Origin of the sequence: Bordetella genomosp. 5, assembly GCF_002261475.1 — a bacterium.
Lineage (GTDB): Bacteria > Pseudomonadota > Gammaproteobacteria > Burkholderiales > Burkholderiaceae_B > Bordetella.
Window position 1 is genome coordinate 25,210 of sequence record NZ_NEVN01000013.1, and the last position, 15,276, is coordinate 40,485.

The 15,276-nt window shown below is 63.3% G+C and carries 4 protein-coding genes; all 4 read left to right on the top strand.

From position 1 onward, the window contains the following. Positions 1-98 precede the first annotated feature (98 nt). The 4 genes from CEK29_RS21120 to CEK29_RS21135 are packed head-to-tail and all read left to right on the top strand — an operon-like array spanning position 99 to position 15,271. Entirely contained in the window at positions 99-5,441 is a 5,343-nt protein-coding gene (locus CEK29_RS21120; protein WP_094859256.1) for a DEAD/DEAH box helicase, read from the top strand. Continuing rightward, a complete protein-coding gene (locus CEK29_RS21125) occupies positions 5,438-8,287 on the top strand; it encodes a helicase-related protein (RefSeq protein WP_094859257.1) in 2,850 nt (949 codons plus the stop codon). Before CEK29_RS21120 ends, CEK29_RS21125 begins: the two co-directional genes overlap by 4 nt. A 4-nt stretch (positions 8,288-8,291) precedes the next feature. Next, on the top strand, positions 8,292-13,265 hold the full coding sequence (locus tag CEK29_RS21130) for an Eco57I restriction-modification methylase domain-containing protein (RefSeq protein ID WP_141218374.1): 4,974 nt from the start codon (positions 8,292-8,294) through the stop codon (positions 13,263-13,265). Positions 13,266-13,279: 14 nt separating this feature from the next. Further along, positions 13,280-15,271 (top strand): hypothetical protein, encoded by a 1,992-nt coding sequence (locus CEK29_RS21135; protein ID WP_094859258.1) that lies wholly within the window; start codon positions 13,280-13,282, stop codon positions 15,269-15,271. Positions 15,272-15,276 lie beyond the last annotated feature (5 nt).

Genomic DNA, 15,276 nt, shown 5'->3' on the forward strand with positions numbered 1-15,276 from the left:
CCAGCTTTGCGTAGTCATAACGAGCGTTCAGTTAACGCTCTATGGTCGGTCACTTGGGCGCTCATCTGGGCGAAAACGGCAACTAGAGGAAGGGAAAGGTGGACGTTTTTCAGTTTCGCGAGCACATCGTTGCCGAATATAGAGAGTTCACCCGCAGCTTCACTCGTATACGCTCAGACGATATTCGGGCACATGTTGACCGTGAGTACGAAAGTCAACGCTATTGGCCTGAACCCTTAATTCAAATTAACCCCACCTACCGGTCCGGAGGGACGGTAGATGACCTCGTGCGCGCGGGACAGTTGAGCCCAGAATGTTCGAGCATCTTCAGGCTAGGAAAATCCGCAACATCCACCGGGGTAACGCTACCGCTGCACAAGCACCAGGCTGAAGCCATCAGTTTGGCCTTGGCGGGTGAGAGCTATGTTCTAACAACTGGCACTGGCTCGGGTAAGTCACTCAGCTATTTCATCCCTATCGTCGATGCTTGCCTGAAGGCAAAACGCGCGGACCCGACCCCGCGTACGCGTGCGATAGTTATCTACCCGATGAACGCACTGGCCAACTCCCAGCTTGAGGAGTTGAAGAAATTCTTAGGGTCAGACGCGTCCACGCGAGCAGTTTCTTTTGGTCGATATACGGGACAGGAGTCGGACGAAGAGCGGCAAGCTATGGCCGCACGCCCCCCAGACATACTGCTAACAAATTTCATGATGCTTGAGTTACTAATGACCAGGCAGAATGATATTGACAAAGCCGTAATGCGTAATGCTCAAGGCTTGCGCTTCCTCGTTCTGGATGAATTGCACACATACCGGGGGCGCCAAGGTGCAGACGTAGCATTGCTGGTAAGGCGCGTGCGCGAGGCGTTGTCTGAAGAACTCATTTGCGTTGGCACTTCGGCCACCATGGCGTCCGAAGGCACACAGATGGAGCGCAACGCCGTAGTGGCGAAGGTGGCCCGGAGGCTGTTCGGCACAGCAATCTCGGACCGAAATATCATTACCGAGACACTTCGCCGCACGACGCCCGAGAGTCAGACGCTCGAAACCGTGAGGAACAAACTGAGGGACGCCATCCGAGCTGGCGTACCGACGGACCTCAGCTATGACGCCATGGCCGCCCATCCGATGTCGGTGTGGGTCGAGCTTACCCTGGGCCTGACATACGAGGACGACAAGCCGCGTCGTGCACGTCCGCGCACGCTGGCAGATGCATCGCAGCGGCTGCACGAAGCCTCTGGCGAACCCATCGAGAGCTGCCTGACCTATCTGCAACAGTTCATGCTGCGCGCCTACGCAGTCACGAACGAGACTGGCAAAAGTCTCTTTGCGTTCAAGCTGCACCAGTTCATCGCTGGGGGTGGAAAGGTATACACGACACTCGAGGCAGCAGGAAACCGAGCCATTACGCTGGACGGCCAGCAGTTCGTCTCCGGTGATGACGACCGGCAGCGGCGGTACTTCCACGTACATTTCTGCCGCGACTGCGGCCAGGAATACATCCCCGTCTGGGACACCGAAGGCCCAGAAGGCCGAGGATTTGCGGTTCGCAGCATCGACGAGCGACAGCACGACGACGACGCGGTCAAGTTTGGATTCCTGATGCCCGACGGCCGCGGCCTGTGGGAACCGGAGGTAATTGAACGCTACCCTGAAACGTGGCTGGAAGAGCGGGTTGATGGGGAGTGGCGCATCAAATCGGCCCAGCGCAAGTTCGCGCCGCAAGCTGTCAAGGTTCGACCCGACGGGATTACGGCTACCGACAAGGGTTTGCAGGCATGGTTCATTCCCGGCGCCTTCCGCTTTTGCCTGGCATGTGGCATCTCGCACACCTCATCCGGCAAGGACGCACTGCGGTTGACCTCCTTATCAGGTGAAGGTCGTAGCTCAGCCACGACGATGCTTACGCTGTCGGCACTGCGCTATTTGTACGAGCAGGACCAGCAGCTTTCCTCCGAGGCCAAGAAGGTCTTGGGTTTCTCCGACAACCGGCAAGACGCCGCACTGCAGGCGGGGCACTTCAACGACTTCTTGCAAGTGCTGCTGACCCGCGCGGCGCTGCTGTCGGCCGTGAATAAGGACGGCGGTCAGGCTCTTTCCGAGCGCGAAGTCGCCAGCGCGGTCTTCGAAGCCTTGGGATTTCAACGCGATGACCCGGCTGTGCGAGCGGAATACATGCAACAGCCCGAGGTCAAGGGCAACACGCGCCGGCAGGTACAGGAGGCCATGAGAGGCATTCTGGGCTATCGGACCTACTTCGACTTAAGGCGCGGCTGGCGATACAACAACCCCAACCTTGAACAGCTGGGGCTAGTCCGCATTGGCTACCAGGACATCGAAGACCTGGCTGCCGACGCTACAGAATGGGCCGAGGCACCCCAAGTCTTGCAGGCGGCCACGCCCGCTGAGCGGACCTTGGTTCTGCGCGCGTTGTTCGACTTCATGCGCCAGGGGCTTTGCATCGCCACGCGCTACCTTGACCGTACCGAGCTCGAGCAGTTGCGTACGCAGAGCTACGCCAACCTATGCGAACCTTGGGGATTCACCGAGGATGAGCGACCAGTTCCGGCGCGATGGTTCGTCACCTCGCGTCCGAGCGAAGAGACCGACCGCCGTGGGCGTCGGTTGCAACTGGAAGATTTTCTGGTCATCGGTTCGAGTCGCTCTCGCCTAGGGAGGCTGCTGCGCCAAGGCAGCACATGGGGCGGCGGTAATCCGTTCTACAAGCACATCAATGACCAAACCTACCCGGATGTCATCTCGGCGTTGCTCAAGGCTGCCGAGTCCTACGGTCTGGTTAAGCGCGAAGAAACGGATGTCGGCCTAACCGGCTGGCAGCTCAACGGTACCGCGCTGCTGTGGGAGCCAGGTTCGGGCCAGAGCCTGCGTCAAGCCGAAGACAACGAGTTTTTCCGTACCCTCTACCGTAACATCGCCGGTCTATTGGCAAATCCGGTGCACCAGCTCTTCGATTTCGAAGCTCGCGAGCACACGGCCCAGGTCGAGCAAGACGACCGGCTCGAGCGCGAAGCCCGTTTCCGCTACACGGATAAGGACCGCGATGAGTTCCGCAAGAAGAACGGCGTTGAGCTGGAATGGCTGCCCGTGCTGTTCTGCTCGCCGACCATGGAGCTGGGCGTTGACATCTCCTCGCTGAATACCGTCTACATGCGCAACGTACCGCCAACACCGGCCAACTACGCGCAGCGTAGCGGACGTGCGGGGCGAGCCGGGCAGCCTGCTCTGGTCATCACGTATTGTGCGTCGCAGAGCCCGCACGACCAATACTACTTCCGAGACCCCGTCCGCATGGTGCATGGCCAGGTCAATGCTCCAACCCTGGACCTGGCCAATCTGGAACTGGTGAAGAGTCACATGCATGCTATCTGGCTCGCTGAGACAGGCAAGCGCCTGGGCAACAGCGTGCGTGACTTGCTGGATATGAACCAGCCGGAGGCGTTGCCAGTCACTGAAGAAATGACGGCAGACCTCGACAAGCCGGAAGCCAAGAAGCGAGCCCACCAGCGCGGCCTCAAGGTTTTGGGCATGTTGGCCTCCGAGCTCACGCCCCAAAACGCTCCGTGGTACAGCGAGCACTGGGCTGAATCCGTTTTCCAGCGTGCGTATCACGAATTCGACGGCGCACTGCAACGCTGGCGCGACCTCTACCGTGCGACGGCGCAAGCCATCGAGCTGAACTTCAAAATAGAGAACAACCCGGCAGCCAGCGAGCGCGAGCGTCGCGAAGCCCAGCAGCGCCACAATGAGGCCCGCAAGCAGCGTGACCTATTACTAGCCGGCGACAGCGCCTTCAACTCCGACTTCTACACCTATCGCTACCTGGCCTCCCAGGGCTTCCTACCAGGCTATAACTTCCCGCGCCTGCCACTGCTGGCCTACCTACCTGCACGCCGCGGCTCCATCGGCCGCGAGAGCTTCCTGTCTCGCCCACGCTTCTTGGCGCTGGGTGAGTTCGGCCCCTATAGCCTCATCTACCACGAGGGCAGCCAATACCGCGTGACCAAGGCGCTGCTGACCATCACGGGCCAGGACCAAGTAACCCAAGGCGCAAAGCTGCCGACCGAAGTCGCACGCCTGTGTCCGGCCTGCGGTTATGGCCACTTCCGGTCCCAGCGGGATTCAGACCGCTGCGTCTCTTGTGGAGCCTCGCTCTCGGGAGCTAAGGACGTCAAGAATCTTTACCGCATCGAGAACGTTTCCACCAAGCGGGCTGAGCGCATTACCGCCAACGAAGAAGAGCGAGTGAGGCAGGGGTACGAGATGCAGACCACCCTGCAATTTGCCGAGGCCGAAGGCAAGCTGCAGATGGTCACTACGGTCGTTGAAGATAGCCAGGGGCCTCTGCTTGAGATGCAGTACGGTCCCGCTGCCACGGTCTGGCGGATGAACTTTGGCTGGCGACGCCGCAAGGAGAAGTCAATCCAAGGCTTCATGATGAACCCTGTAACCGGCCACTGGGTTGGCGGCGTCGACGATGGCAACGGAGTGACTGAGCAAGAGGGCGAGGCACCACCTGACAAGACTCCGCCGCAGCGCATCGTGCCCTACGTCGAAGACCGCCGGAACATCCTCATCGTAAGGCCGCACAACCGCTTTGGCGAGCTTGCGGCTGAGACTCTAACCACCCTGCAGTACGCGCTTAAGCGCGGTATCGAAGCGGTCTACCAGCTCGAGGAAAGCGAGTTGATGGCCGAGCCACTACCCACGCGTGATAGCCGCCAGTCCATCCTGCTATTCGAGGCTGCCGAGGGTGGCGCTGGCGTGCTCACACGCCTGGCCACTGAACCTGAGGCTCTGTCCGCCGTCGCAGCCAAGGCACTGGAAATCATGCACTTCGTGGCACCGCCCGCTGGCCAGCCATGGGCCAGGAAGAAGGTGACCGAAGAGCTGGACCATGCTGGCAAGCCGCTGTGCGAAGCTGGCTGCTACCGCTGCCTGCTCTCTTACTACAACCAGCCTGACCACACTCTAATCGACCGAAAGGACAAGAACGCTGACGGGCTCTTGCTGGACATCCTCTGTCGTCTAACGGCCGCTCGGGCTCACCAGGGCACGCACGGTCGGGCCCCGCAGGAACACGACGCCGAGCTCGCCCGGACGGCCGGCAGCACGCTGGAGCAAGCCTGGCTGGGCCATGTCAACGACCATGGGTACCGCAAGCCCGACCGCGGCCAGCACACTATCGCCGACGCCAATGCCTGCGCCGACTTCTTCTACGACGACCTGAACCTCGCCGTCTTTATCGACGGCCCATATCACGAAACCGAAACCCAGCGTGCCGCTGATGCGGCCATCGACCGAACTCTCGACGAACTGGGCTATCTGGTGGTGCGCTTCCCGAAAGAACAGGCCCAATGGCCCGATATCTTCAAGAACAACGCCGACCTCTTTGGTCCAGGCAAGGCCTGCAAAATATGAACGCTCCGATACCGGAATTTCTTCCGGGCAGTCTAGTTGAGGCCCGCGGCCGCGAGTGGATTGTCCTGCCAGAGTCTGACCAACAGACCCTGAGGTTGCGCCCATTGGGTGGAGGCGAGCGCGATGAGACGCTCATCTATCTGCCGCTGGAACGCCAGCCTGTGCAGCCAGCGACCTTTCCCTGGCCCTCCGTCGCCCAGGCGCGCAACCACTCTGCCAGCCAACTGCTCTTGGATGCCCTGCAGCTCAAGCTGCGCAGCGGCGCTGGCCCCTTCCGCAGCTTCGGCAATATCGCCGTCGAGCCGCGCGCCTACCAACTCGTGCCCTTGCTGATGGCGCTGAAGCAGCCTGTGGTGCGCCTGCTGGTGGCCGACGACGTGGGTATTGGTAAGACCATCGAAGGCGCACTCATCGCCCGCGAGCTGCTCGACCGGGGGGAGGTCCAACGCATGACCGTGCTGTGCCCGCCGCACCTGTGCGAGCAGTGGCAACGCGAGTTGGCCGAGCGCTTTCACATTGCTGCCGTTGTGGTGCGCTCCAACACCGCCGACCGGCTGGAGCGCGACCTGCCGCCCGGCACTTCGGTATTCCATGCTCACCCCTACACGGTGGTGAGCCTGGACTACATCAAGTCCGAGCGCCGTCGCGAGGCCTTCCAGCGCTTCTGCCCAGAGTTCGTCATCGTCGACGAGGCCCACACCTGCACCCAGTCCGGCCAAGGCCGTCAGCAGCGCTACCAGTTGCTCAAGGGCCTGGCGGCCGACGCGAAGCGGCACCTGGTGCTGCTGACGGCCACGCCGCACAGCGGCGACGAGGAGGCGTTCTTCAACCTGCTGGGCCTGCTGCGCACCGAATTTACCCAGCTGAAAGACCTGCCCGCTAGCCAGCGCAGCGACCTGCGCGAAGACCTTTCGCGCCACTTCGTCCAACGCCGTCGGCCTGACATCGCCGAATGGCAGGACACCTCGATGTTCCCGGACCGCAAGTCCGCCGAAATCACCTACAAGCTCACTGGCGCTTGGGGCCAGCTCTTCAACGACGTGCTGGCCTACGCTCGGGAGCTGGTCGAGCGCTCCGAAGGGCAGGCGCTGCGCGAGCAGCGCATGAACTGGTGGGCCGCGCTGGCCCTGCTGCGCTGCATCTCGTCGTCACCCGCTGCGGCCGTCAACGCACTGCGAACCCGGCTGCAGGGTGCGCTGCCTGAGGCGGAGGGGGCTGAAGCTACGTCCCTGGAGGAGTTCGAGGCTCAGGCCAGCGACCGCGTGCTTGACGGCACCGACGATGCACTGTCCCCCGACGACATGGAGCCCGGCGCCCAGACCGAAGACAGCCAGCGCCTGCAAGCGTTGATGACCAGCGCTGCGGCGCTGGCCGGCCAGCAGAGCGACCCCAAGCTCGCCAAGCTGCAGGAACACGTGTCGCTGCTGCTAAAGGAGGGCTTCCAGCCCGTCGTCTTCTGCCGCTACATCGCCACGGCGCACTACCTCGCAGCAGCCCTGCAGGAGAAGTTCAAGACAGCCAACATCAAGGCGGTGACCGGGGAGCTGACGCCCGACGAGAGGGAGGCGGCGGTCGACCAGCTTGGCGAGAGCGAGTCCCGCGTCCTGGTGGCCACGGACTGCCTGTCCGAGGGTATCAACCTGCAAGGCCTATTCACTGCGGTTGTCCACTACGACCTCAGCTGGAACCCGACCCGGCACGAACAGCGCGAAGGCCGCGTGGACCGTTTCGGCCAGAAGGCGCGCGAGGTGCGCAGCACCATGCTGTACGGCGAAGATAACCCCGTCGACGGCGCAGTCCTGCAAGTCATCCTGCGCAAGGCCGAGAGCATCCGCAAGGAGCTGGGCGTTCTCGTGCCCATGCCCGACAACGAGGGCAAGCTCACCCAGGCGCTTATGAACGCCGTGCTGCTGCGCAAGGGCCATCTCAACGCCCAATCTCAGTTGGACCTGTTCGGCGAGGCGGCCAACGAAATCGACCTGGCCTGGCAGAGCGCCAAGGAGAAGGCCAAGCAAAACCGCAGCATCTTTGCCCAGCGCCGCCTGAAGCCCGAAGACGTGCTGCCTGAGTGGCGCAAGTCTGCCACCGTGCTGGGTGGCGAAGCTGAAGTTAAACGTTTCGTCAGCCGTGCCGCAGCACAGCTCGGTGCACCGCTGCAACCGGTGAAGCAGCACTTCAAGCTGCTCACCGAGCACCTGCCGCCTGCCGTGCGCGAGCGCCTCGCAGCCGAAGGCCTGTCCAACACGCTGCGCATCGACTTCCACCAGCCCGCTGCCCAGGGCACCAACTTCGTCCACCGCACGCACCCGCTGGTGTCCGTACTGGCCGACACGCTGCTGGAGCAGGCACTGGACGATGCCAGCACCTCCACCGATGACGCCGCGGTCGCTCGTGCCGGCGCTGCTTTCGTGCAGGGCGTGTCGCTCAAGACCACCGTGCTGCTGCTGCGCATCCGTCACCAGCTCACCGTCACACATGACAGCCAGACACGGCTACTGATGTGCGAGGAAGCCGTCGCCGTGGCCGCCAGCGGTTCCGAGCCCTTTACCGAGCTGGCCTCCGAAATGACCCGCCAACTGTTGGGCGCCGAAGCCACCCGCAACATGCCCGCACCGTTGCGTGACCGTCAACTGCAGACGGCCCTCGACGCCTTGCCTGGCTGGCGGCCCCAGTTGGAGGCCATGGCCAAGGCTCGCGCCCAGGCGCTGCTGGCTGACCACCGCCGCGTACGCGAGGCGGCCGAAGGCCGCGGCAGCTACCAAGTCACGGCCAGCCTGCCTGTCGACGTGATGGGCCTGTACGTGCTGCTGCCGGATGCAGCCACCACCAACGCCAGGGGAGCCTGACGCCATGGCCAAGAAGCCCCTCCACCAGCTCGCCTACCGCGCCATTCGCATCGAAGGCGGCCTGCTCCCCGCTGAGGAACTGACTCGCCTCACTCTGCTGGCGGACCCCAAGGCCAGCGAGCAGACCGAGCCGCAGTACCGCATCGCCAAGGGCCTGAAACTGCGCGACGAAATCGCCCGCGACTTCAAGATTGCGCTCACCCTCTGGCATGATTTCCAGTCCCTGCGTCAGCGAAAGGACGTGCAAGCGCACGACGTCACCGTCCGAGAGTGGCTGCTGCCGCTGCTGCGCGACGTGCTGCACTTCCATGACGCTGCACGCTGCCAGGCCATCCAGCATGCCGGCCACCACTACGCCGTCGGGCATGCGGGAAACGGCGGGCGGGTGCCGCTCGTTTTCGCAGGCTTCGACCAACCGCTGGATAGCGCTGCCGAGCGCTTCGGCGAGACCGACCCTGATACCGGCAAGACCCGCCGTCGCAGCCCCTTCATGCTTGCGCAGGAGACGCTGAACGCCAGCGATGCATCGCTGTGGGCCATCGTCAGCAACGGCCTGACGCTGCGCATCCTGCGTGATAACGCCAGCCTCACGCGCCCGGCCTACATCGAGGTCGACCTCGAGGCGCTGTTCACCGAAGAGCTTCTGCCCGACTTCAGCGCCTTCTGGCTCCTGGCCCACGCCTCACGTTTCGGCGCCGCCGAAACACCACCCACCGACTGCCCCTGGGAACGTTGGCGTGCCGCAGGCCAACAGGCCGGTGTCACCGTGCGCGGCAAGCTGCGTTACCAGGTGGCGGAGGCCCTCCGAGCGCTGGGGACAGGCTTCCTGTCCCACCCGGCTAATGGCACCTTGCGCGCCGCGCTGCAGAGCATGCAGGATGGCTACGACCGCCAGGCGTTCTTTGAAGAACTACTGCGCCTGGTCTACCGCCTCATCTTCCTGGCCACAGTGGAAGACCGACGCGACCGTGGCACGGGCGAACGTCTGGTCTTCGCTCCCGATGCCAGCGACGAGGCGAAGGACCGCTACCTGTCCGGCTACTCGCTCACCTGGCTGCGCGAGCGCGCCGTGCGCCGCAGCCAGCACGACCGCCATGCCGACCTGTGGCAGGCGTTGAGCATCACCTTCGGTTCCTTGAGCACCGGTGAGCCCGCCCTGGGCCTACCAGCGCTTGGCGGCCTGTTTGATGCCGAGCAGTGCCTGTACTTGGATTCAGCCCAACTGAACAACCGCCACCTGCTGGCCGCGGTGTTCCAGCTCGGCTGGTTCCGCGCAGACGGAGGGCTCTCGCGCGTCAACTACCGCGACATGGGCCCCGAGGAGTTGGGCAGCGTCTACGAAAGCCTGCTGGAGCTGGTTCCCGACCTGCAAGGGCTGGCATCGCATGCCACTGCTCGCCTGGCCTTCGTCGGCGACGACGAGCGCGACGCCAGCACCAAGGGCAACACCCGCAAGCTCACCGGCAGTTACTACACGCCGGACAGCTTGGTGCAGGAGCTTGTCAAGAGCGCGCTAGAGCCCGTCATCGCACAGACGGTGAAGGCCAACCCAGAGCAACCAGTGCAGGCGCTGCTGGCACTGACTGTGTGCGACCCCGCCTGCGGCAGCGGCCACTTCCTGCTGTCGGCGGCGCGGCGCTTGGCCGACGAGGTAGCACTGCACCGCGCTGCGGCCGAACGAGAAGGTGGGGCCCCGACGCCATCGGACTATCGTCATGCGCTTCGTGACGTGGTGGGTCGCTGCATCTTCGGCGTGGACAAGAACCCCATGGCCATCCAGCTGGCCAAGACGGCGCTGTGGCTGGAGGCCTACTCGCCTGACCGCCCACTGAGCTTCGTAGACCACCACCTGCGTGTTGGCGACGCGCTGCTGGGTGTGCTGGACCCCAAGGTGCTGGAGGACGGCATTCCCGACGAGGCCTACACCGCGCTCTCGGGTGACGACAAGGCCATGGCCAGCGCGCTGAAGAAGCAGAACAAGGCCGACCTGAAGAGCTGGCGTGCCATCGCTGGCGGCGACCTGCTCACCAAGGCTGGCCTGGCGACGCGGGCCGTGAGCGTTGACACCTTGGACGACGACACCCCTGCGCACCTGGCCGCGAAGCGCCAAGCCTGGACAACGGCGCAAACTGAGGCGCAGCGCAGCAGCTTTGCCCGTTTGGCAGACACCTACGTGGCTGCCTTCTTGGCGCCTAAGCTGGCCGGGGCTGGTGACACTGTTCCCCTTTCGGGCTACCTGTGGGGCGTGCTGAGTGGTCAGGCCCCCAAAACTGAGGTTGAGAATGTTGCTCAGGCTCTATGCCGCCAACACAGCGTCTTCCACTGGTGGCTGGCCTTCCCGCAAGTGGCCGCGAGGGGCGGCTTCAGCGTTATGCTGGGCAACCCGCCTTGGGAGCGTATCAAGCTGCAGGAAGAAGAGTTCTTCGCCACCCGCAGCCCGCTTGTGGCCATGGCCAAGAACAAGGCCGAGCGCGCACAGCGCATCGAGTGGCTGCGCGAGGGCGTGCTGCTGCACCGCGTGAATCCTGACTTGGAGCGTGCCGAGGGGTTGACTCCTCCCAACCGCGCAGAAATGGCGCTGTACGCCAGCTTCATCGCCGCACGCCGCGGTGCCGAGGCGGCCAGCCTCTTCGCGCACGACAGCCGACGCTACCCGCTCACCGGCGTGGGTGACGTCAACACATACGCCATGTTCTCCGAGCTGTTCCTGCAAGGCACAGCACCAAGCGGACGGGCTGGATTCATCGTGCCAACGGGCATTGCTACAGACGACTCCACTAAGGCCTACTTCGAGCGCTTGGCAGTGGGAGGCTTCTTGCGCAGCCTGCTCTGCCTGGAGAACGAAGAGTTCGTCTTTCCTTCCGTACATCACTCATTTCGTTTCGCACTTCTCACACTCGGGGGACAGCCCTCTGGTGGGCCTGCCTCGCTCGTCTTCTTCGCGCGTCAGCCAGAGCAAATTCACGACACCCGTCGTCGCTTTCAACTCACGTCGGACGAGTTTGCCCTCATCAACCCGAATACCCGAACCTGCCCGGTGTTCCGCAGCGAGCGCGACGCAGAGCTGACCAAGAAGTTTTACCGCTCTGCGCCCGTGCTAATCAACGAGGAGGTAATTGGTGACGATGGAGAGGTGCAGCAGCCCGACGTGAACCCGTGGGGCATCCGCTTCCGGACGATGTTCCATATGTCTGGCGACAGTGGCCTGTTCGCTGATAGGCCCGCTGCCTCTAGCATGCCCGACCGCTTGCCGTTGTACGAGGCGAAGATGATTCACCAGTTCGACCACCGGTGGGCGACCTATGTAGAGGCTGCCAACGGAGTGGCGGGTGAAGTGGAAACTGACGACGTGAGCGGCGAGCAGAAGGCAGACCCCACCTTCACCGTGCGCCCGCGGTACTGGGTGGACGAGCGTGAGGTGTTGGCGCGTATCGCCCGCGTGCCAACCCGCGTTGCGCGAGCTTGGCTGGCACTGCACGCCGCGCGAGAGGCAGGGAATGCGAGCGCTCAGGATTCCGCGTTAGGCGACTTGTTGCTGGCATTGGCGCAATGGGTGGCTGGCGAGTTGTTCCATCGTGCGTCAGGTGCTGCACCCGCGCCCGACGGGTGGACGCCGAGCCAGGCCCAGCCACACATCGCACCTACGGAGGCGCAACTCAAGACTCAATTCGCGCGCCTGAACGAAGTGCTACGCGGCGAGGGTTTGACGACCAAGAAGGCCTTAGCTGAGTTCCCCAAGTGGGCTACGCAAAACCAAGATGCCCGCTTGGCAGACGACGAACTGACGACCTTGGCAGAGGTGCTACGAGCTGCATCACTGGCGGATACTTTGCGGACGCTGCTCGACGTCTGGATGGACCAGCGCAGTCCACGGTGGTTGATGGGCTTTCGGAACATCGCCCGAAGCACCGACGAGCGCAGTTATATCGCTTCGGTCATGCCGCGTGTGGCTGTGGGGCACTCAATGCCGCTAGTTGCGAGTGACCAGTCACCAGGTCTCTGCGCCTGTCTTCTTGGGCTACTCGGCTCGTTGAGCTTTGACTATGTCGTTCGTCAGAAGCTTGGTGGGACGAATATGACCTTCGGATACGTCAAGCAGTTTCCTGTCCCTCCGCCAGACCGCTTTTCTGACGCAGACTTCGCCTTCATCGTCCCCCGCGTCCTCGAACTCACCTACACCGCGAACGACCTGGAGGCTTGGGGCCAGGACCTCGCCACCTATGACCCGCGCCCAGCCGCAGAGCAGGGTCAGCCCTTCGCCTGGAACACCGAGCGTCGCGCCCAACTGCGCGCCGAACTCGATGCCTACTACGCCCGCCTCTATGGCCTCACCCGCGACGAACTGCGCTACATCCTCGACCCCAAAGACGTGATGGGCGCTGACTACCCCAGCGAGACCTTCCGGGTGCTGAAGGACGGCGAAATTCGGGCCTACGGTGAATACCGGACGCGGAGGCTGGTGCTGGAGGCGTGGGACGAGCAGGCCAGCGTGTCATCCGCGCCGCGGCCGGTGCCAATGTCGTACTCCGAGCTCGGGATGATTCGCAATGCCGAAGAAGGCCGCGTGGCTGGCTTGGTGATAGCACTGGTCGTCGAGCGGACGGGGGGCAGTTCGCTGGCGGACATCCAGTCAGCGGTGGCTACTTTGGCCGCGGCAGCGAACTATCTGGCAACTGTCGACGGTGCACGCCTCAAGGCCCTGCAAGGTTCACTCGGAATTGCAGACGTGGCGCTACTCCTGAGCCGCATCCTGCCCATCGTGCAGCGCCTAGTTGGCGTTGATGTGCTCGTGCGTTCAACCCGGGGTGGCGAGGTCTTCTATGCGCGCGGCGCCGGTGCGCCACCTAGCGATGTTATCCAACTACCAGAGCATCCCGAAACTGCCCGGCTTCTGTGGCTGGCAGAGAGCCGGCGCATGGCATCAGAAGCCGAGAGAAGCGCGACCGTGCCCGCAAGCTCTAAGGCCACTGGCACATAGTAAGAGAGGACGCTATGTCAACTTGGCTCAAGGCAATTAAGCCGGTCCGCACGCAGCCCAGGCTGTGGGTTGAAACCGTTTGGTTCGTCGAGTCCCGTGAGCCGTTGGCCGTCACGCGTACCATCGACCTGCATCCCGGGCTGAACATCGTCTGGGCCAAGGAGTCCGCTTCGAATGATGCCTCTGGCCTGGCCAGCGCAGGCCACGGCGTGGGCAAGACGTCGCTTTGCCTGTTGCTGAGGTACGTGCTGGGTGACGATGCACCGACCATCGCCACGTTGCGGAGCAAGGCGGCAGGCAGCTTTCCCAAGGGCGGCGTGGCGGCGAAGGTCCATGTGGATGGTGCCTTCTGGCTCGTCTTCCGGCCGTATGGTTCGCACAGCCGCTCCATGGCCGCTCAGTGTGACGCACTGGACCAGTTGCTCGATGGCACCGCGCCGAACGACTTCGACGGTTATGGTCGCGCACTGGAGCAGTTCTCGATAGGCCAGCTTGCCGCCCCCACCTTGCCCGGCACGAATCAGGCGCTCGAGTGGCGTCACCTGCTGGCTTGGTGCATTCGGGAGCAGCGAACCCGCTTCGACGGCTTCTACCACTGGCGCGAGGGCGAAGGCCTGGGCTTCAAGCGCTCACGGCGGGACCCGCCGCTGCTGGTCGGCTCCGTGCTGGGTTTGGTAGACCAGGAACTGGACCGCCTGCTGCGTGACATCGAGGCCAAGCAGAAGCAGGTTGACCAGTGCAAGGAGCGCATCCCCGAGCTCGAGAGAGCACCAGCCTTTGCTCTGGCCCATGCTGACCGCCAACTGCGCCAGAAGGTGCGGGCTGAAGAGGACGAGCCCGTCTTCGCGACCACCGTCGGCGAATCAGTCGAGTCTCGTGTTCAGGCGGCGCTGCAGAAAGCCGAATTGGACGAGCGCAGATGGGAGATGGAAGTGGTGCAGGCGGAGGAGGCGCTCGCAATGGAGCAGGTCCGCCTATATGAGCTGACGAAGGCCCGCGACCGAGCAGAGCTTGACGCCGGAATCGCCAAGTCCCTCGTGAGCGCAAACCAGGCCGACTTTGCGCGGCTGACCAAGCTGCGGGAGCAACTGGAAGGGCTGGACGGCAGTCGGTGCGAACATGGGGATGTGGAGTTCAGCGCATGTCATCACATTCAAGAGCGCAAGTGCGCGGTCAATATGACGTGGTTCCAAGACGGTCGGCAGGTCAAGGCAAATGCGGCTGAACTCGCCAAGCGCCACGAAGCTCGGAAGCGCGAGTTCGACAGTGCGATGCAGGAGGTCGCCGACCACGCGAAACGCATCTCCGGGAGGAAGACCGAGCTTGGACAACTACGTGTTCGTATCGCCACCAGCGAGAGCGCTCGGACGCTCTTGAAGCAGTCCTGGGATGAGCTTCAGGCGAAGCACGCCCGACGGAACCAAGGCGGTGACACAGCCGAGCTGGTTGCGGCTCGGAAGCAGCTTCAGGAGTTCGAAGCAGCGCTGGGCTCTCTGCGGGCGGCAGAGGTCAGCCGACGGTCTCAGCAGTCGTCGAGAGTCGACGCCATTAAGGCCCTGACGGCCACCGTATCAGCCAGGCTCCTCGGCGCGGCAGGATATGCGCGGTTCATTCCGGGGCATGAGGTTCGACCCTTCGAAGTAGCGCGCGGCGGTGAGGCCTACCAAGTACTGGAAGTACTGCTCGGCGACATCGTCTGCCTGCTCGACTCCGCCGTGTCCAAGGCCAGCAAACACCCGGGCTTTCTCGTCCATGACTGCCCGAGAGAGGCGGACATGAGCGAGCTCCTGTACCGCGAATTCTTCCTCGCAGCCGCCGAGGCGGCGGAGCAGCTCAGCGAGAGTGGCATGGCGCCGTTCCAGTTCATCGTCACCACAACCTCGGCGCCGCCGAAAAAACTTGGTGGAGCGCCGCACGTCGTCCTGGAGTTGGCGCCGGGGGCGGATGAGGCGCTGCTGTTCAAGCGGCAGTTGGCGCCTGAGCTGACGGGGTTTGATTTGGTTTGATGTCC